The sequence below is a fragment of the Mesorhizobium sp. WSM1293 genome, from assembly GCF_000513875.1.
Classification (GTDB): Bacteria; Pseudomonadota; Alphaproteobacteria; order Rhizobiales; family Rhizobiaceae; genus Mesorhizobium; species Mesorhizobium ciceri.
The window spans coordinates 136,181-153,589 of the sequence record NZ_AZUV01000013.1 but is presented as its reverse complement, the minus strand read 5'-3'; the positions used below and the strand labels follow the sequence as shown (position 1 = coordinate 153,589).

General features: G+C 62.9%; 18 protein-coding genes. 7 read left to right on the top strand and 11 right to left on the bottom strand.

The genetic code is table 11. The features are described from left to right. Positions 1-38: 38 nt before the first annotated feature. Both M729_RS0118280 and M729_RS1000000138445 read right to left on the bottom strand, forming a co-directional pair. On the bottom strand, positions 39-1,229 hold the full coding sequence (locus tag M729_RS0118280) for a hypothetical protein (RefSeq protein WP_027162441.1): 1,191 nt from the start codon (positions 1,227-1,229) through the stop codon (positions 39-41). 103 nt (positions 1,230-1,332) lie between these two features. Continuing rightward, a complete protein-coding gene (locus M729_RS1000000138445; RefSeq protein ID WP_127423385.1) occupies positions 1,333-1,602 on the bottom strand; it encodes a hypothetical protein in 270 nt (89 codons plus the stop codon). On the opposite strand from M729_RS1000000138445, the gene parC reads away from it, so the two are divergent. Together parC and M729_RS0118265 are read left to right on the top strand one after the other, a co-directional pair. Then, positions 1,558-3,810, top strand: coding sequence for a DNA topoisomerase IV subunit A (parC, locus tag M729_RS0118270; protein ID WP_027162440.1), 2,253 nt, complete (start codon positions 1,558-1,560; stop codon positions 3,808-3,810). The genes M729_RS1000000138445 and parC overlap by 45 nt on opposite strands. 252 nt (positions 3,811-4,062) lie before the next feature. After that, positions 4,063-5,277: an AI-2E family transporter gene (locus M729_RS0118265; RefSeq protein ID WP_027162439.1), complete on the top strand. Its 1,215-nt coding sequence runs from the start codon at positions 4,063-4,065 to the stop codon at positions 5,275-5,277. Positions 5,278-5,312: 35 nt separating this feature from the next. Here M729_RS0118265 and M729_RS0118260 read toward each other — a convergent pair whose 3' ends face one another. The 3 genes from M729_RS0118260 to M729_RS0118250 all read right to left on the bottom strand — a co-directional run bounded on the left by M729_RS0118260 (position 5,313) and on the right by M729_RS0118250 (position 7,713). After that, the gene (locus M729_RS0118260; protein WP_027162438.1) at positions 5,313-6,209 is read right to left on the bottom strand and encodes a DMT family transporter; all 897 of its coding nucleotides are present in this window, start codon (positions 6,207-6,209) and stop codon (positions 5,313-5,315) included. A 128-nt stretch (positions 6,210-6,337) separates the two neighbouring features. After that, positions 6,338-7,102 (bottom strand): arginyltransferase, encoded by a 765-nt coding sequence (locus M729_RS0118255; protein ID WP_024504696.1) that lies wholly within the window; start codon positions 7,100-7,102, stop codon positions 6,338-6,340. Between the two features lie 140 nt (positions 7,103-7,242). Then, positions 7,243-7,713, bottom strand: a complete 471-nt coding sequence (locus M729_RS0118250) for an RDD family protein (protein ID WP_027162437.1) — start codon at positions 7,711-7,713, stop codon at positions 7,243-7,245. A gap of 202 nt (positions 7,714-7,915) precedes the next feature. On the opposite strand from M729_RS0118250, the gene sthA reads away from it, so the two are divergent. Further along, positions 7,916-9,304 (top strand): Si-specific NAD(P)(+) transhydrogenase, encoded by a 1,389-nt coding sequence (gene sthA / locus M729_RS0118245; protein WP_027162436.1) that lies wholly within the window; start codon positions 7,916-7,918, stop codon positions 9,302-9,304. Between the two features lie 26 nt (positions 9,305-9,330). Here the strand turns inward: sthA and M729_RS0118240 are convergent, their stop codons facing one another. Continuing rightward, positions 9,331-9,999: an alpha/beta hydrolase gene (locus M729_RS0118240; RefSeq protein ID WP_013532271.1), complete on the bottom strand. Its 669-nt coding sequence runs from the start codon at positions 9,997-9,999 to the stop codon at positions 9,331-9,333. A 200-nt stretch (positions 10,000-10,199) separates the two neighbouring features. Between M729_RS0118240 and M729_RS0118235 the strand changes: the two genes are divergently transcribed. Continuing rightward, positions 10,200-11,435, top strand: a complete 1,236-nt coding sequence (locus M729_RS0118235) for an OpgC family protein (protein WP_027162435.1) — start codon at positions 10,200-10,202, stop codon at positions 11,433-11,435. Positions 11,436-11,437: 2 nt separating this feature from the next. Here the strand turns inward: M729_RS0118235 and M729_RS0118230 are convergent, their stop codons facing one another. Further along, positions 11,438-12,517 (bottom strand): substrate-binding domain-containing protein, encoded by a 1,080-nt coding sequence (locus M729_RS0118230; RefSeq protein ID WP_027162434.1) that lies wholly within the window; start codon positions 12,515-12,517, stop codon positions 11,438-11,440. A gap of 82 nt (positions 12,518-12,599) precedes the next feature. Here M729_RS0118230 and M729_RS1000000138865 point away from each other — a divergent pair, with 82 nt between their 5' ends. After that, a complete protein-coding gene (locus M729_RS1000000138865) occupies positions 12,600-13,028 on the top strand; it encodes a hypothetical protein (protein ID WP_198032112.1) in 429 nt (142 codons plus the stop codon). A 33-nt stretch (positions 13,029-13,061) separates the two neighbouring features. Here the strand turns inward: M729_RS1000000138865 and M729_RS0118215 are convergent, their stop codons facing one another. Together M729_RS0118215 and M729_RS0118210 are read right to left on the bottom strand one after the other, a co-directional pair. After that, entirely contained in the window at positions 13,062-13,436 is a 375-nt protein-coding gene (locus M729_RS0118215) for a DUF423 domain-containing protein (protein WP_027162433.1), read from the bottom strand. Positions 13,437-13,464: 28 nt separating this feature from the next. Continuing rightward, positions 13,465-14,724 (bottom strand): multidrug efflux MFS transporter, encoded by a 1,260-nt coding sequence (locus tag M729_RS0118210; RefSeq protein WP_013532265.1) that lies wholly within the window; start codon positions 14,722-14,724, stop codon positions 13,465-13,467. A 165-nt stretch (positions 14,725-14,889) separates the two neighbouring features. On the opposite strand from M729_RS0118210, the gene M729_RS0118205 reads away from it, so the two are divergent. Together M729_RS0118205 and M729_RS0118200 are read left to right on the top strand one after the other, a co-directional pair. Beyond that, entirely contained in the window at positions 14,890-15,555 is a 666-nt protein-coding gene (locus tag M729_RS0118205) for a GntR family transcriptional regulator (RefSeq protein WP_027162432.1), read from the top strand. 113 nt (positions 15,556-15,668) lie between these two features. Further along, positions 15,669-15,902 carry a DUF982 domain-containing protein gene (locus tag M729_RS0118200; RefSeq protein WP_244506945.1) on the top strand — a complete coding sequence of 78 codons (234 nt, stop codon included), beginning with the start codon at positions 15,669-15,671 and terminating at the stop codon, positions 15,900-15,902. Between the two features lie 66 nt (positions 15,903-15,968). On the opposite strand, the gene M729_RS1000000137350 is transcribed toward M729_RS0118200, so the two are convergent. Then, positions 15,969-16,121, bottom strand: a complete 153-nt coding sequence (locus tag M729_RS1000000137350) for a hypothetical protein (protein ID WP_013532262.1) — start codon at positions 16,119-16,121, stop codon at positions 15,969-15,971. A 176-nt stretch (positions 16,122-16,297) separates the two neighbouring features. Continuing rightward, the gene (locus M729_RS0118190; protein WP_027162431.1) at positions 16,298-17,341 is read right to left on the bottom strand and encodes an aldo/keto reductase; all 1,044 of its coding nucleotides are present in this window, start codon (positions 17,339-17,341) and stop codon (positions 16,298-16,300) included. Positions 17,342-17,409 lie beyond the last annotated feature (68 nt).

Here is a 17,409-nt window from a genome sequence, read left to right as displayed (position 1 = left end):
ATCGCTGCCGGGCTTTTCGCATAGCGAGATCGCTTCGATCAGTCTTCGTTGGCCTTGACGGTGACACCGAGCGTCTTGGGCAGATCGAGCGGGTTGGACATGGCACCCGCCATGATCAGTGCGAACGGCACGGATGCCGGCGGCTCGGCCGAGATTTCGAGGCTCTTCGGATCGTCGAGGAATTTGCTGACCGCGGCCGTAACCTGTGCCGTCAACTCGGGGTTGTTGAGCTGCGCCATGCCGAACGGCACGATCGCCTTGGCCTGGTTGGCGATGTCCTTGCCGGACATGCCTTGCTGCTTGCCGACATAGTCCAGAACCTTGTTGGTCAGCGAATCGTCGTCGAAGCGGATCGAGGCGCTGTTGAACGAAAGCTGCTGCAACAGGCCGAGCATGGCCATGCCTTGCGCCGAATTGTCGGCGCCTTCCGGCTGTGCCGCCATCTTCTTCTGCATTTCCTGCAGCGACTTGATGAAGTCCATCGTGTAGCCGCCGAGATTGAAGGTCATGCCGAGCGTGCCGGCATTCTCGACCGAGATGTCGTATTTCGACAGTTCCATCTTGCCGTCCGTGGGCTGCCAGGTGCCGGCCATTTCGAGATTGCCCGCGATGTTCTGGTAGCCGAGCGCGTTGATGACTTCCTTGGACTTGGGATCGTCCACCAGCGTCAGGTCGGCATTGAATTTTTCGGTGGTTGCGGTGAATTCCATCGCCTTGCCGTCCGCCGGCGGCGTGATTTCGATGGCAAGCCCGTCCATCGAGAAGGCGGTCTTGTCGGCGACCTTGACGGTCATGTTCGAGAGTTCGGCGGACTTGTACATCATCAGCGAGCCCAGCGGGCCGGTGGCGCCGTCGGCCGGAACTGTCATGTCGTGGATGACGAAGGGGCTGAGGTCGAGGGTGACGCCGTCCTTGCTGTGTGTGAAGGCAGCCGTTGATACGGTGGCGATGTCATAGCCGCCATTTGCCTCGGTCACGCCTTCGAGTTTGACGTCGCCGATGGGAAGCGCTTCCTTCTCCGCCGCCGGTTTGATGGCAACGCCCTGCAGCACCATGCTGGTGTTGTCGCCGGTCACCCCGGTCCAGGTGATGTCGACACCTTGTGCGACAAGCGCTGCCTTCAGCCGGTCGGCCACTGCCGTATCCTGTGCGAGCGCCGCATTCAGCGGCAGCGTGAGCAAGAAGGTCGAAAAAGCCAGTTTCTTGAGAATTGAGCGTTTGATTGTCATCGCAAGGTCCCTGAGAGTGTCCTGAAATTGTTTTTTCAATTATTTGCGCCATCACCATTCCGTGACGAACTGGACCGGAAAAAGGCGTGTCCCGGCACATTGGTCAAAAATCGCGGTGAAAGGCAAACCCGATCCCACCGTCTTTGCGCAAACCGGTGAATTTGTCATGAAGAGCCGATAGCCGGATATCGTCGCGCTTGGCGATAGAGCCCGCATGTAACAGGCTGATGTTGGCCGACATCCGCTGGGGTATGGTTTCATGTTGCAGAAAGGCCGGTATCTCCGTCGGGCTCTTGCCGCGAATCACCCGCTCGGCTAGTCCGAGCCCATGGGAAAAAGGCTTTTGCCGCCTGAAAATGGCGGTGGCGATCACATCGAGCCGGTCGATCTGAAGAAGGCGCTGGAAGAGCGCTATCTGGCTTATGCGCTGTCGACCATCATGCACCGGGCGCTGCCCGATGTGCGCGACGGACTGAAGCCGGTCCATCGCCGCATCATGCACGCCATGCGCCTGCTGCGGCTCAACCCCGATCAGGGCTTTGCCAAATGCGCCCGCATCGTCGGCGAGGTGATGGGCAAGTTCCACCCGCATGGCGACCAGTCGATCTATGACGCGCTGGTGCGGTTGGCGCAGGATTTTTCGATGCGCTATCCCCTGGTCGACGGGCAGGGCAATTTCGGCAACATCGACGGTGATAACGCCGCCGCCATGCGCTACACCGAAGCGCGCATGACCGATGTGGCGACCGAACTGTTGTCCGGCATCACCGAGGATGCCGTCGATTATCGGCCGACCTACAATGAAGAAGACGAGGAGCCGGTGGTTTTGCCCGGCGCCTTTCCGAACCTGCTGGCCAACGGCTCGTCCGGCATCGCGGTGGGCATGGCGACATCGATCCCGCCCCACAACGCCGCCGAGCTTTGCGATGCCGCACTTCACCTGATCGAAAACCGGGACGCGCCGGTGGCGAAGCTGATGGACTTTGTCCAGGGGCCGGATTTCCCGACCGGCGGCATCATCGTCGACAGCCGCGCCTCGATCCTCGAAGCCTACGAAACCGGTCGCGGTGGCTTTCGCGTGCGCTCGAAGTGGTTCCAGGAGGACCAGGGCAGGGGCACCTGGAGCATCGTTGTCACCGAAATCCCGTACGGCGTGCAGAAGGCGCGGCTGATCGAGAAGATCGCCGAGCTGCTGATGGCGCGCAAGCTGCCGCTGCTCGAGGACATCAGGGACGAAAGCGCCGAGGACGTCCGCGTCGTGCTGGTGCCGAAGAGCCGTTCGGTCGACCCCGGCATCCTGATGGAATCGCTGTTCAAGCTGACCGAGCTCGAAAGCCGCTTCCCGCTCAACATGAATGTGCTGTCGCGCGGCAAGGTGCCCAACGTGCTGTCGCTGAAGGGCGTGCTGCAGGAGTGGCTCGAGCACCGCCGCGAGGTTTTGGTCCGCCGCTCGAAACATCGCCTCGGCGAAATCGAAAGACGGTTGGAGATACTTGCCGGCTACCTGATCGCCTACCTCAACATCGACGAGGTGATCAGGATCGTCCGCGAGGAGGATGAGCCAAAGCAGGTCATGATGGCCCGCTGGTCGCTCACCGACACCCAGGCCGAAGCCATCCTCAACATGCGGCTGCGCGCTCTGCGCAAGCTTGAAGAATTCGAGATCCGCAAGGAATTCGACGGGCTGAGCGCGGAGAAAAAGCAGATCGAGGCACTGCTTGCTTCAAACGAGAAGCAGTGGGCGACGATCAAGTGGGAAGTCACCAACATCCGCGACAAGTTCGGTCCGGAGACCGAGCTCGGCAAGCGCCGCACCCAGTTCGCCGACGCGCCCGAGCATGATCTGACCGACATCGCCCATGCCATGATCGAGCGCGAGCCGGTCACCGTCGTCGTCTCGGAAAAGGGCTGGCTGCGGGCGATGAAGGGGCATCTGGCCGATCTCTCGACGCTGACCTTCAAAGAGGGCGACAGCCTCAAGCTCGCCTTCCATGCGCAGACCACTGACAAGGTGCTGGTCTTCACCACCGGGGGCAAGTTCTACACCATCGGCGCCGACCGGCTGCCTGGCGGGCGCGGCCATGGCGAGCCGATCCGCATCATCGTCGATATGGACAATGACCAGGACATCGTCACCGCCTTCGTTCACGATCCGAAGCGCAAGCTGCTGCTGGCCTCGCACGACGCCAACGGTTTTATCGTGCCGGAGGAGGAAGTCGTTGCCAACACCCGCAAGGGCAAGCAGGTGATGAACGTCAAGGCGCCGGACGAAGCCAAGCGCTGCATCCCGGTCACCGGCGACCATCTCGCCATCGTCGGCGAGAATCGCAAAATGCTGGTGTTCGCGCTCGCAGAGATTCCGGAGATGGGCCGCGGCAAGGGCGTGCGCCTGCAGAAATACAAGGATGGCGGCCTTCTCGACCTCAAGCCGTTCACGCTTGAGAGCGGCCTCTCCTGGCAGGATTCAGCCGACCGCACCTTCACAAGGTCGCGCGAGGAACTGGCTGAATGGATCGGCGCCCGTGCCTCGGCCGGACGCATGGTGCCGAAGGGATTCCCGAGAACGGGGAAGTTTGGGTAGCTACGCGCCTTTTCCTTCCCCCCTTGTGGGGGAAGGTGGCCTCGCGAAGCGAGGTCGGATGAGGGGTGCTCCAGGGAACACCAACGCCTCACTCCGTCACGCACCCCTCATCCGTCTCGGCGCTGTCGCGCCGATCCACCTTCTCCCACAAGGGGAGAAGGAAGAGACGCGCCCATCTCATTTGGACTATCGTCACGATTGCTGCACTATATCAGTGCATAGACAGGAGGGGTGTTTGGGAGAGCCAGGCGTTTGAAGGAAGCAAGAATCCAGAAACCGGAACGGCAGCAGCGCCTCTTCGGCCTGTCGACGCCGCTCAGGGCAGCCGTCATCCCGCCGCTGTCGGCGGCACGCTGGCTGCTGGTGCTGATCGTTGCCGCCGGCGTCTATTTCTTCCACGGCTTCCTGTTTCCGGTGCTGGCGGCGCTCGTCATCGCTTTCGCCAGCTGGCCGCTCTACCGCCGCCTGCTTGTCGCGGTCGGCGGCAACCGCACCATCGCCGCGACCTTCGCCATCCTGTTCATCCTCGCCTTCCTGGTGATCCCGATCGCGCTCGCCGGCACCTATGCGATCAACGAAGTCCGCGAATGGGTCGCCTGGGCGATCGAGACCAACCGCCACGGCGCGGTGACGCCACACTGGATCGCCACCATGCCTGTCGTGGGCGAGTGGCTGAACGAGCAGTGGACGACCAATTTCGGCCATCCCGGCGGCATTGGTGAATTGATCCAGCTGGTCAGCGGCGCCAACATCGGCAGCATCTATCGCGGCGTGCTGGCCGCAGGCGGCAGTGCTTTCGGCCTGCTGTTGACGCTGCTGTTCATGATGATCGCGCTGTTCTTCGCCTATCGCGACGGCGAGCACTTTGCCGGCCAGGTCGACCGTCTCGGCGAGCGCATCCTGCCGACCAGATGGGAGCGGATTTCGCGCGTCGTGCCGGCGACGATCTCCTCGACCGTGACCGGCATGACCGTTATCGCCATCGGCGAAGGGCTGGTGCTGGGCATCGCCTACTGGCTGGCCGGCGTGCCGTCGCCGGTCACGCTTGGCGCCCTGACCGGCGTCATGGCGCTGATCCCCGGCGGCGCACCGCTGTCCTTCACGCTGGTCTCGATCTACCTCGCCGCCAGCGGCTCGCCGATGGCCGGGCTGGCACTGTTCCTCTGGGGTGCGGTCGAGCTGTTCATCGTCGACAAGACACTGCGTCCGAAGCTCGTCGGCGGACCGATCAAGCTGCCTTTCCTGCCGACCTTTTTCGGCCTCATCGGCGGCGTCAAGACCATGGGGTTTCTCGGCCTGTTCATCGGCCCGGTGCTGATGGCGCTGCTGGTCGCGATCTGGCGCGAATGGCTGCGCGAGGTGGAGTTGGCCGACGAGACGGCCGCCGATTCGGCGGCCGAAATCGAGGCCGGTCCGCAGATCGAGGTCTTGCCGGAATCCAATGCGGCGAAGAAAGCCAGCGCCTGATAACGACCGGCTTTGCGCCGTAAGCCGAATTGTCGCTAGACCGGGTGATGCACCGCGAAGTCGACCCGGCGCTTGCGCCCTTCATGCAGCTGCCAGAGCGAGTGTGCGACGAGCGTGACGATCAGGATTGCGCCGCCGATCAGGCTGTTGCGGGTCGGTGCCTCGGCAAAGATCATCCACACCCAGACCGGCGCCAGCACGGTTTCGAGCAGGTAGAACATCGCCACTTCCGGTCCTGAAATGTATTTCGGCCCGGCGGCAAGGCAGAAGAACGAGATCGGCATGATGATGGCGCCGTTGAAGACGATCCACCATGGCGCGTTCACATGAAAGCCTTCGCCTGACACCATGAAGACCGCCAGCGCGAGCGGCAGAAGGACGCCGACGAGCGAGGTGAATCCCATGTCCTTGCCGCTGGCGCGCGAGATGGTGATGGCCACCGCGATGAAGAAGGCCGAGCACAGCGCCATGAAATCGCCGAACAGCTTGCCGGTGCCGACCGAGCCGCCGACGATGACCAGCACGCCGAGGATCATGATCGCCATCGCCGCGATGGTCACCAGCCGTGGCCTTTCCCGCAAGAATATCCACGACAGCAAGCCCGCAAAGACGGTGTTGAAGGCCAGGATGAACACCAGGTCGGCGGTCGAGGTGTGGTAGACGGCGGTGACGAAGGTGATCCCGGTCAGCCCGTAGCACATCGCCACGATCAGGCCGGACCAGCCGGGGATCAGCGGCGGGGCGTTTCGGCTGAGTGCCCGCCAGACCGACCAGATGACCATGGCCGCGACGAAAGTTGTGCCGGTGCGCAGCAGCATGATCGTCCATGCGCCACCGTCGGCGAGGCGGATCAACGGTATGTCGACAGTCAGCGTGAGCCCGCCGATGGCGGTTATCAAAAGACCTTTCTGGTGATCGTGATGAGAGGACATGCAGGAACTTTCGCAATGAAATGCAGGCTGGCGGCCGGCCGGTGCAATGGCGCACTCTCTCCAGCCAACCGGCTGAAAGACCAGCATCCCCTGCCTTGAAACAGTTTAAAGGCGGACCTTGGAAAAGCTCAGCGTGAAACCGCTTCGTTGATGTAGCGTTCCCAGCCCTTGGGGCCGAGATGCTCCTGCGGCATGAAGCGCATCTTATAATTCATCTTGCGCGAGCCGTTGACCCAGTAGCCGAGATAGACATGGGGCAGGCCCATCGCCCTGGCGCGGGCGATGTGGTCGAGGATCATGAACGTGCCGAGCGACCGTTCCTCGAAATCGGGATTGAAGTAGGAATAGACCATCGACAGGCCGTCAGCCATCTTGTCGGTGAGCGCCACCGCGATCAGCTCGCCCTGTCCCTTGCCGGTGATGAAGGTGTCGGGTCCACGCCGCCGATATTCGATCACCTTGGTGTCGACATGGGTATCCTCGACCATCATCGCATAGTCGAGCACCGTCATGTCGGACATGCCGCCACGGCGGTGGCGGGCATCGAGGTAGCTGCGGAACAGGGAATATTGTTCGGTCGAGGGCTCGGCATTGTGCATGTAGCCGACGAGATCGGAATTGTGCTGCAGCACGCGCTTCATGTTGCGGCTGGCGACGAATTCCTGGGCGAGGATGCGTACCGAAACGCAGGCGCGGCAGGTCTCGCAGGCCGGCCTGTAGGCGATGTTCTGCGAGCGCCGGAAGCCGCCTTGCGTCAAGAGGTCGTTCATCTCCGCCGCCTTGTCGCCAACCAGATGCGTGAACACCTTGCGCTCGAACTGGCCGTCGAGATAGGGGCACGGCGACGGCGCGGTCAGGAAGAACTGCGGCGACTGGGTCGGATGCTGCGTCATCGAGCCTTGGAAACACTCCTTCGAATCGCTCTACCTTTGGCGCGGATGGCGAAAAATTCAACAGGATTATGTGGGCGCGGTCGACTCGACGCCTTCACATTTGTGCTCAATCGGTTGCGACTGCTCTTCAGAGGGCCGTTTCAGCGGTCGGTGCGGCTGACGACCGTGCCAAGCAAAAGATCGTGCAAGGTGCGTTTGCGATCGGAAAACAGCGTCACCAGCAGGACAAGCGGCGACAGGATTACATTGCCGGCCCAGAACAGGACCGAATGGACAACCGCAGTGAGGCCGTCGATCGGCCTGCCGTCGAGCCGGTCGAGCCGGATACCCATCATCTTCATGCCCGTGGTGGCCTGATCGGTGCTGCCCAGCGTGTTCCAGATGTAGAGGATGGCCACAGTCGGCAACAGGATGCCGAACAGCATCCAGCCAAGCCCGAGGGTCAAAAGCCCGAGGAAGAACACCAGAATGGCAAACGGGATGGTGAGCAGCGCGACGATGACATAGTCGATCATGAAGGCGAGGATGCGCTTCGTGCGCACGCCGTCATAGGCCCTGACATCGTCGAGCCTGCTGGTGATGAGTTCGCCGTCGAGAACGCGCGCGTTCATGTCATTTCCTCGTAACAAGGTCCGACATAGGGTGCGGACCGCTCAGCCATGAAATGGTGAAGGCCTGTGGCGGAATCAAGATCGCGCTTCCAGCGGTGCTCCAGCTTCGATGGCGTCGGGCCCGATGTGAACTGGTTGAATTCGCGGCGCGGATAGCATTAGCTTGTTGCGGCGCAGCAGAGCGCACAGGGGACTGGGCAATATGGACTACGACATGCTGGTCATCGGCAGCGGCCCTTCCGGCCGCCGTGCCGCGGTGCAGTCGGCCAAGCTCGGCAAGTCCGTGCTGGTGGTCGACCGCGGCCGGCGTCTGGGCGGTGTCTCGGTGCATACCGGCACCATCCCATCGAAAACGCTACGCGAAACGGTGCTCAATCTTTCGGGCTGGCGCGAGCGCGGCTTCTACGGGCGCGGCTACCGGGTCAAGCAGGATATCTCGGTCGGCGATCTGGTCGAGCGCCTGCACAAGACGCTCGACCATGAGGTCGAGGTGCTGCAGCACCAGTTCATGCGCAACACGGTCAAGAGCGCTCGCGCCGCGGTGAAATTCCTTGGCCCCAACAAGGTCAGCCTGACATCAGACACCGGCGATTACAGCGAGGTCGGTTTTGCCAATGCGCTGATAGCGGTCGGCACCAGGCCGCACCGCCCGCGCGACGTGCCTTTCGACAAGACCCGCGTCTTCGACAGCGACGAGATGCTGGAGCTTGATCGCTTGCCGCGCACGCTGACCGTGATCGGCGCCGGCGTCATCGGCGTCGAATATGCGACGATCTTTTCCGCGCTCGACGTGCCGGTAACCTTGGTCGAGCCGCGCAACTCCATCCTCGATTTCGTCGACCGCGAGATCGTCGACGATTTCATCCACCAGATGCGCGATCGCGGCATGACCATCCGGCTGGGCAGCGCGGTGAAGGAGATCCGCTCCAAGCCGGACGCCGCCGAAGTGGAACTGGCCGATGGCCGCACCATCCGTTCCGAGGTTGTGCTCTACGCCGCCGGCCGCACCGGCAATGTCGGCAGCCTGGGCCTGGATGTCGTCGGCATCGACGCCGACTCCAGAGGGCGCATCAAGGTCGATCCGCAATCCTTCCAGACCAGCGTGCCCAACATCTATGCCGCCGGCGACGTCATCGGCTTTCCGAGCCTGGCCTCGACTTCGATGGAGCAGGGCAGGGTGGCCGCCTGCCATGCCTTTGGAGTGCCCTTGCCGCCGCCGCCGGAAACCTTCCCCTATGGCATCTATGCGGTGCCGGAAATCTCGACGGTCGGCCAGTCCGAAGAACAGGTGCGTGAGAGCGGTGCGGCCTACGAGGTCGGCGTGGCGCGTTTTCGCGAGACCTCGCGCGGCCACATCATGGGTGTCAACACCGGCTTCCTGAAGCTGCTGTTTTCGATCGAAACGCGCCGTCTGCTCGGCGCGCACATCATCGGCGAGGGCGCCACCGAGCTCATCCACATCGGCCAGGCGGTGATCAATCTCGGCGGCACCGTCGACTTCTTCGTCAACAACACCTTCAACTATCCAACGCTCGCCGAAGCCTACAAGATCGCCGGGCTGGATGCCTGGAACCGGATGGGAAGAGGGTAGGCCGGCTGGTCGTGGCGGCGAGCCTGTCAGCTTGCCTGCGCCACCGCCGCCGGTCCCGCCAGCCATTGCCTGACGATTGCCGCGTCGGCGCTGCCGAATTCATGACCTGATGAGACAATCCTGGCGTCGATCTCGGCGCCATGCCGACTGAGCAATGTCACCAGAGCAGGGGCGAAAGGCGCATAGGTGAGGTCGGCGGCGCCGGCGATCATCAGCACCCGCACCTTTGACAGATCCGTCGCCGGCACATCATCGAGCACCGGCATCGGTCGCAGCAGCGCGGCGCGTTCGACAAGGCCCGGATGCAGCAGCATCAGGCTCGAAACCAGATTGGCGCCGTTCGAATAGCCGAGGAAAATTGTGCGCGAGAGGTCGAGATGATGGCGTGTGGCCGCGTCAGCGACGAAGCCCGCAAAGGCCTCGGTTTCGGTGCGGATGCTCGCCTGTTCGAAGCGCGTCGGCGTGATCCGCGCGAACCAGCGGAAACCATCCTCCTGGACAACGCGGCCACGCACCGCGATGAGCGTGGCACGCGGTGCGATCTCTCGCGCCAGCGGCACCAATGTCGTCTCGTCGACACCCGACCCATGCAGCAGGAAGAAGCAGTCGCCCGTTGAATCCGCCGCGCCGTAAAGCCGGTAGTGGAAGGCGAGATCACGCCGCAACGCACCATCTTGTGAGGTCTCGTCGATCATCGACCATCCTCTTGATTATATGACGTTTCGCTCAATTTGCCGGCTTCAAAACGCAATATTTTCAAGCTCCGCGAAAGTTGATTGAACCGGGCGCATTACAGTCCGTTTCTCCGCCGATAACATCCTTCGGGAGGAATCGAAGCGGTGCGCCGGGGGTCGCATTGCCGGTATGAACAACCAGCTTTGAGGCCTTTTTGTCGATGACCACCCAGATTTCCCCGGACCGCGATGCGCGTGTCCCAGACCGCGAGGCGCGTGTCCCGGACCGCACTGAGCGCGACACGCGCATCGATGTGATCCGTGCTCTCGCCTTGTTGACCATCTATGTCGACCATGTGCCGGGTACCGCCTTCGAGTATCTGACATACAAGAATTTCGGCTTTTCGGATGCGGCGGAGGTCTTCGTGCTGATCTCGGGAATCTCGGTCGCGCTCGCCTACGGCAAGAAATTCCAGCCTGGAAACCGGCTGCTGGCAACTTTGAAGATGTTGCGCCGCGCCGGTGTGCTTTATGCCACCCACATCGTCACCACCATGGTGGTGATGGCCATTTTCTGCGCTGCGGCAGTGTTTGCCAGGCGGCCGGAGCTTTTGACGATGATCAACATCGAGCCGTTGATCAAGAATACGCCAGAAGTGCTGATCGGCATCGTGACGCTCGGCCACCAGCTCGGCTACAACAACATCCTGCCCGTCTATGCGGTGCTGCTCTTGCTGGCGCCGCTGTTCCTGCTCATTGTCAGCTATCGGCCGGTCCTGGCACTGGTGGCATCCGGCGCCCTGTGGCTGGTCGCGGGGATTTATCAGATTGCTCCGCCCAACTACCCCGAGCCCGGCTTCTGGTTTCTCAACCCGCTGTCGTGGCAGTTCCTTTTCAACATCGGCCTGGCGGGCACGCTGCATGTGCGTCGCGGCGGCACCATCCCGGTCAATCGCTGGCTGGTTGGGGCGGCCTTGGCCTACACCGTTGTGGCCCTGGTCTGGGTGCACAGCCCGCTCTGGGGGCATATCTCCTGGTTTGGCCTGCCTCCGGTGCTGACCGGTTTCGACAAGACGTTCCTGTCGCTGCCGAGGCTCCTGCATATACTCGCAGTGAGCTACCTGATCGTGGCATTCCCGGCGATCTCGAATCTGTTTCGCACCGGGCGCGATCATCCGCTTGCCATATTGGGCAAACGATCGCTGCCGGTTTTCATTGCCGGCACGGTGCTTGCAATGGCGGCGCAGGTGCTGAAGCTGATCAATCCGGGCGGATTTGCCTATGACAGCCTGTTGATATCGGCCGGCATCGTCATGCAGTTCGCGCTCGCCTACTATCTCGAATGGCTATCGGGCCTTGGCTGGTCCGCCAAAAGCAGGCCGGCTCACAGCGCCGCACCGCCCGTCCATGCTGCATCCTTCGCGATGCCGGGCATGGCGACAAGAATGGGCCGTTGAGCTCAGGCGGGCGAGGGGCCGGATGAGGCCCGCACCACGAGTTCGACCGGCAGCGATTGCCGGCTGAACGAACCATCATTTTCAAGGATCGCCTTGACGGCAAGGCGGCCCATCTCGGCGATCGGCTGGACGATCGTGGTCAGCGGCGGCTTGGAAACCGCCCCTTCCGGAACACCGTCGAAGCCGACGACAGAAACATCGCCCGGTACCGCAATGTCGTGCTGCCGCAGCCAGTCCAGCGCATGGAGCGCCATCCTGTCCGACATCGCCAGGATGGCTGTCGGCGCCTCGGCACCGGCGAAAATATGGTCGAGGCCGGCCCACACGCTCTTCTCGTCATTGACGGTTTCGTAGATCGGCACACGCGAGACGTCGATGTCGACGCGGGAGAGTTCCGCGAGATAGCCACGCAAGCGGTCCCGCGTAGCGGAATAGAGGGCCATTTCCACCTGCTCCCTTGTGGTAGGGCCGAAGCCTGCGTCGGCACAGGGCAGGGTAAGCACGGCAAAGCGGCGATGTCCGAGTTCGGTCAGGTGGCGGGCCGCCAGGCCGGCACCGGCGATGTTGTCGACGCCGATCGCCGCGACCGCATCGTCGTCGTCCGAATCGAGATCGAGCGCCACAAAGGGGAGCTTGCGTTCACGTGCCAGTTGGACCAGCTTTGAGCCGCCATCGACACAGAAAACGATGAAGCCATCGACCAGCGCACTCTGGATGTTCCACGCCAGCTGCTCGCCATTGACGGCGGAGACCAGCGAAATCCCCGCACCGGTCGCGTCACAAGCCTGCGAGATGCTGGCCATCATCACCCGGGCAAAGGGATCGTCGAAGAAATAGGAGAGGGGTTCCGCGGTCGCGACACCGATGGCATTGACCTTGCCGGCGCGCAGCAGCCGGCCCTTGGGATCCGGTCCGCCATATCCCATGGCCTCGGCTGCCGCCTTGACCCGTTCACGGACCTCCTCGCGCACGATCTCCGGACGGGCGAAGACGTTGGACGCGGTGCCGTGCGACACGCCGGCTGCCTTGGCAATGTCCGCCAGCCGGACCGGTCTTGTCTTTGCAGAGATAAGTGGCGCCATCTTCGTCTCCTGAATTCTTCCCATTTAACACTTTCGTTGGATCGGTTCAAATTTTGGCTTGATCGAGGCTTCGATAGGGCCTATGTTTGAATCGATCCAAGGAAATGCCTGCTGGCAGAATTGGATCGATTCAACATCAAGTAGGGACTTGTGTCATGCATCCCGTCAATTTTCTGTTCGAAGACATTTACCGCAACGACTGGAGCATCTCGTCGAACACCGCGACGCAGAAGCGCCGCGGCAAAACCAGCCCATGGGTCCGCGAGTTGCGGTTCCTTGTGGAGCGCAAGCGGAGCTGATCGGGGTCGGTTTTTCGCACCTCTCGATTGGATCGATTCAAGTGCTGAAAGGAGCGCACATCATGCATCCCGTGAGCTATCTATTTGAAGACATCTATCGCAACTATTGGGGCATCGCGCCGGCTTCCGAACGGCCGGAGCGGCGTCGGTTGGCAAGGCTGCGGCGGCGCAATCGCGAATTGCTTATCAAGCCCGAGCGCCGGCAGGATTAGCCGCCACGCTCGAGGTTTGGTGCCGGCGGGCGTTCAGGACCGCACGCGCACCAGCGCCGAGGCAGCGATCGCCAGCCAGCCGGCAATGAGCAGCGTGCCGCCGATCGGCGCCGACAGCGGGAATAGCCGCGACCCGATGAAATCGCGGGCCAGCAGATCGCCGCAGAACAGCAGAAGCCCAACCAGCAGGATCAGGCTGCCGATGCGCAGGATCCGGTTCGCGCCAAGCAATCCGGCGGCAAGGAAGACCGGCGCATGCATCAGCAGGAACGATGCGGCGGTGCCAACGAAGGCGCCGCCGAGATGCGCCGCCGCGGCCGACAGCGCCACGCCGGCAGCACCGCAGAGGCCTCCGGCCAGGACGAGGATACGGCTGCTGTCGTCGGAAGGTCGTTCGGCTGTGCTCATGTTTGGGGCTCCGTGACGCCCAACCCCGTCAGGGCTTGCCGGGGTGGGCAAGCATGTCCTGCTCGCGGCGTGACTGTGCCAGCCAGTTATACACCGCGCCGCCGGCCATCAAGACGGATGTGCCCAGAAACACCGAACGCATGCCGAAATGACCACCGGCAAAGCCGCCCAGCAAGGGGCCGGCGACTTGCCCGACATATTGGGCGGAGATCGACAGCCCGAGCACATTGCCGCCGACCCCATCGGGAACATTGTGGCGGATCACGCTGGTGATGCAGGGCAACAGCCCGCCCAGCGCCAGACCCATCAGGAAGCGCAGGCCGATGAGTTGCCAGCTCTGCGTGACGAAGGCCTGCGGGATCAGCAGCAGCGCCGAGACGGCAAGCGCGCCGATGATGACGTTCCAGTGGCCGACGCGGTCGGCGAGCTTGCCCAGGCGCGAGGCCGACAGGATGGCGCCAAGGGCCGCCGCCGACATGACGACGCCTGATATCAGCGTGACGCGGCTCTGGTCCTCGATGAGCTGCTGCACATAGACGGTGATGATCGGCTCGATCGACATGGTGGCGAAGCTCAACAGCATGCCGGTCGCCAGCATGGCGACAACAGGCCGTTTGTCGGGGATTTGTGACCAGCCGCCTTTCCGCTTCTGCGTCGCTGCGGCGTCTGCTGTTTTCGGCCGGGGATTCTCCTTGATCAGAAACGTGGTCGCCAGGAATGCCAGGAAGATGACGCCGCCGGAGAGGAGAAAGGTGGCGCGGATGCCGATCAGCGGCGGCAGGGCGCCGCCAACCAGCGGACCGACCAGAGCCCCGCCCGTGATGCCGGCCGACAGCAGGCCCAACGCCCAGCCGGAACGCTCCTTCGGGGTCTGCATGGCGACGAGGATGGTCGATCCCGAGGAGTAGCCGCCGGCAAAGCCGATGAGCAGCCGCAGCAGCACCAGCTGCCAGACCGTCTGCACCATGCCGGTCAGCGACATGCATATGGCCATGCCGAAGCTGGCGCGAACCAGCATCACCTTGCGGCCATAGCGGTCGCCGAGACGTCCCCAGAGCGGCGCCACCAGCGCCGCCGCGAAGAACGTCGCGCCATAGGCAATCCCCGACCATTGCACGATCGCCGCGTGACCCTCGGCACCCAGCTGCTCGATATAGAGCGGCAGGAACGGCAGAAGCAGCGTCATGGCGACAAGCGTCGAAAACGAACCGGCGAAGCACACGAACAGATTGCGCCGCCAGTGGATGTTGTAGGTGCTGTCGGTCGCCGGGGGCGTGCTCTGCTGCATGTCGTATGTCCTGTCCCAGCAACTCTTTTATCGATGCTTGCTGCGGATACCAATTTGGGATACCAAGATGGTGCACGTCATGGACGCAAGCTTGGCCGCTGTCAATGCAACCTGTCGAACGTGATCGGCAAGACGATCGCAAACGGCCAAAAGATGGAAACGACAATGTCGCAGATGCACAGCGTCGAAAAACAGCTTCGGCAGATGATCCTGGGCCTCGAGATCGGTCCCGGCGAAAAGCTGACCGAGCGCTGGATCGAGAGCCGTTTCGGTGCATCGCGAACCCCGGTCAGGGCAGCACTTCTGCGGCTCGAGACCGAGGGGCTGGTCGGCAGGGACGGGCGCGGCTGGACGGTGTCGCCGATCAATCTGGCTGAACTCGAGCAGATCGCCGTCTACAGGGAGGCGGTCGAGGTTGCGGCAGTTCGTCTGACATGCGGCCTGGCGGACCGGAGCGCCATCGATGTCATCGAGGCGATGCTCGAATCCTGCGACAACGACACGCCGCGCGAGGAATGGCATCGCGTCGGCATGGATTTTCACATCGAACTGGCGCGTCTGTCGGGCAATGAATTCCTGTTCCGGGCGGTCCGTGATGCCATGACGCGCCTGTCACGGGCGCGCTGGCTGGAGGTTCGCGACGAAGCGGCCCTCAGCCGCGCCTGGGCCGAACATCGCGCCATACTGGCGGCGGCACGCCGTGGCGACGTCGATGAAGCCGCGCGCCTGCTCTCGGTCCACATCGTCGGCAGCCGCGACCGGCTGGTGACGTCGCTCGCCAACGATCGGCGCGGTCTTCGCGCCAGAGGCTTTGCCGTCGTTGCTGCTTAAGGCGGATGAAGGGGCGCAAAGCGGCGTCTGGACGTGTGCGCACTTTCGCCCTCGCTTCGCAGACGCCGATGGCGTAAGGAGCGGCGATGGAAAACAACCGATTTGAAACACCTGTGACTGTGAAGTCAGTCGCGGCGGGAAGCACTCAGCTCTTGCGCACGGCGCGTGAGGCTTCCGACTACCTCCTCAACAGCTGGCCCGGCAAGCGCAGCCCCAAGCATCGCGCGGCCCTGCAGGCCTGCCATGACGCACTCGCCGGCGACAAGCCGGCGATGAACGCCAGGCGCGCCTTCATTGCGGCGGCGCGCGAAGTGGACGTCTTTGTCAGCGACAAGGCGCCGGCCTGACACAAGGCGACATCCGAGGCGGCAATCCGGATTGAGGCACGGCCCGCATCTGCGGGCCTTTTGCCGTCACTTTGCCGTTTCGGTTTCGGCTTCAGTCTCGTCTTCGGGCTTCGAACGTTCCCTCGCTGCAACCTTGGCTGCCAGCTTCTCGGCCTTCTTGGCCGCCTTCTGGCGGTCGCGTTCCTTGCGTTCCTGATCGTAGTTTGGTGGTCGCGCCATATCGGCTCCTTTTTCACTGCCTCGCGGCTCTGGTCCTGCCTAGGAGCATTAGCCGTCAAACACAACAGCTGAAGCGATAGTGCGTCGATGATGGCCAGGCTTGCAAGATGCGCGCCGCAATGATGGGGCCACGCCCATCACTGCGGCGGCGATACCTATCGCCATCGATTTGCCGATCAGATGCCGCTTCGGTCAATCACCAGATCGGCGGCACCAAAACGGTCCTTTGCCGTCAGCTGCTGGTGCCAGTAGGGATAGAGCAAGGGCGGCCGGCTGACCGCGTCGAGGCGCGCGCGCTCCTCGTCGGAAAGCACCAGGCTTGCCGCCGCGATGTTGTCCCGGAACTGCGTTTCCGTCCTGCCGCCGATCACCAGGGAACTGATGGACGGCCGGCCAAGCAGCCAGGCCAGCGCCACCTGCGCTGCCGACACGCCGCGCTGCGCGCCGATCTCCACAAGCACATCGACGATCCGCCACAGCCGGTCCTCGTCGCGGATCGGTGGTTCCGACCAGCCCGCGAGTTGGCGGGCGGTGGGGCTGTCACGGCGGTATTTGCCGGACAGCAATCCGCCGGCAAGCGGGCTCCAGACCAGAACGCCCAGCCCCTGGTCGACGGAAATCGGCAGCAGTTCGTACTCCGCTTCGCGCGCTTCCAGCGTGTAGTGGATCTGCTGCGTGATGAAGCGCGGCTGATGACGGCTGTCGCTGATGCCGAGCGCCTTCATCACCTGCCAGCCGGAATAGTTGGAGCAGCCGACATAGCGGATCTTGCCCTGGGCAACCAGCGTGTCGAGCGCGGCGATGGTTTCCTCCAGCGGCGTCACGCCATCCCATTCGTGCAGGAAATAGATGTCGATGACGTCGGTCTTGAGCCGCTTCAGGCTCTTCTCGCATTCCCGGATCAGGTGATGGCGCGACAGGCCTTCATCGTTTGGACCTTTGCCGATCCGCATCCGTGCCTTAGAGGCGATCAGCACGTCGCCCTTGCGCTTGCCGCCGAGCGCTTCGCCGATGATCTCTTCCGAAATGCCGTTCGAATAGACATTGGCGGTGTCGATGACATTGATGCCGGCGTCGATACAGAGATCGATCATCCGGCGCGCTTCGTCGAGATCGGTCTTGCCGACCGCCGAAAAAGCTCCGGCGCCGCCGAACGTCATGGTCCCCATGGTCAGTGTCGAAACTTTCAGGCCGGAACGGCCGAGGGTGCGGTATTCCATGTCGGTCCTCGCGATTGCATTGGGAAAGGGCTGGGGAGGGTGCCCGAATGAGGCCGCTATTTGTAGGA

Coding starts and splice junctions, on each gene's coding strand:
- M729_RS0118205 (WP_027162432.1), top strand. CDS start 14,890: ATGTCGCAGATGCACAGCGTCGAAAAACAGCTTCGGCAGATGATCCTG.
- M729_RS0118210 (WP_013532265.1), bottom strand. CDS start 14,724: ATGCAGCAGAGCACGCCCCCGGCGACCGACAGCACCTACAACATCCAC.
- M729_RS1000000137350 (WP_013532262.1), bottom strand. CDS start 16,121: ATGGCGCGACCACCAAACTACGATCAGGAACGCAAGGAACGCGACCGC.
- M729_RS0118215 (WP_027162433.1), bottom strand. CDS start 13,436: ATGAGCACAGCCGAACGACCTTCCGACGACAGCAGCCGTATCCTCGTC.
- M729_RS0118280 (WP_027162441.1), bottom strand. CDS start 1,229: ATGACAATCAAACGCTCAATTCTCAAGAAACTGGCTTTTTCGACCTTC.
- M729_RS0118190 (WP_027162431.1), bottom strand. CDS start 17,341: ATGGAATACCGCACCCTCGGCCGTTCCGGCCTGAAAGTTTCGACACTG.
- M729_RS0118230 (WP_027162434.1), bottom strand. CDS start 12,517: ATGGCGCCACTTATCTCTGCAAAGACAAGACCGGTCCGGCTGGCGGAC.
- M729_RS0118235 (WP_027162435.1), top strand. CDS start 10,200: ATGACCACCCAGATTTCCCCGGACCGCGATGCGCGTGTCCCAGACCGC.
- M729_RS0118260 (WP_027162438.1), bottom strand. CDS start 6,209: ATGTCCTCTCATCACGATCACCAGAAAGGTCTTTTGATAACCGCCATC.
- sthA (WP_027162436.1), top strand. CDS start 7,916: ATGGACTACGACATGCTGGTCATCGGCAGCGGCCCTTCCGGCCGCCGT.
- M729_RS1000000138865 (WP_198032112.1), top strand. CDS start 12,600: ATGTTTGAATCGATCCAAGGAAATGCCTGCTGGCAGAATTGGATCGAT.
- parC (WP_027162440.1), top strand. CDS start 1,558: ATGGGAAAAAGGCTTTTGCCGCCTGAAAATGGCGGTGGCGATCACATC.
- M729_RS0118240 (WP_013532271.1), bottom strand. CDS start 9,999: ATGATCGACGAGACCTCACAAGATGGTGCGTTGCGGCGTGATCTCGCC.
- M729_RS0118255 (WP_024504696.1), bottom strand. CDS start 7,102: ATGACGCAGCATCCGACCCAGTCGCCGCAGTTCTTCCTGACCGCGCCG.
- M729_RS0118250 (WP_027162437.1), bottom strand. CDS start 7,713: ATGAACGCGCGCGTTCTCGACGGCGAACTCATCACCAGCAGGCTCGAC.